Origin of the sequence: Shewanella electrica, assembly GCF_022321485.1 — a bacterium.
Lineage (GTDB): Bacteria > Pseudomonadota > Gammaproteobacteria > Enterobacterales > Shewanellaceae > Shewanella > Shewanella electrica.
Genome location: NZ_JAKOGG010000562.1, coordinates 1 through 250 on the forward strand (window position 1 = coordinate 1; position 250 = coordinate 250).

Here is a 250-nt window from a genome sequence, read left to right on the forward strand (position 1 = left end):
GACAGATTCAAGATCATATTCTTCAGAATGATTCAAGCTCTTGGAACCCTGAGAATACACTGATCCCGATAAATAAGACGCGAAGATGTCCGTGTGCTGATTTAAGGCTGCCACTGGTTTATTTGTATGCTCTGAGCCTCCATCTAGGGAGACATCATATCCCAAGTCAGGTAATCCTCTTTGAATCTCATTGCTTGGAATTTTTTTCAAAAGATTTACTTTCCCCAATTCGTCCTCCATAAGTTTTTTG

General features: G+C 40.0%; 1 protein-coding gene. It reads right to left on the reverse strand.

Going from position 1 to position 250, the window contains the following annotated elements; all coding sequences use genetic code 11:
- On the reverse strand, positions 1-228 hold a 228-nt coding region (locus L9G74_RS24485; RefSeq protein ID WP_238898854.1), incomplete at its 3' end, for a hypothetical protein.
- Positions 229-250 lie beyond the last annotated feature (22 nt).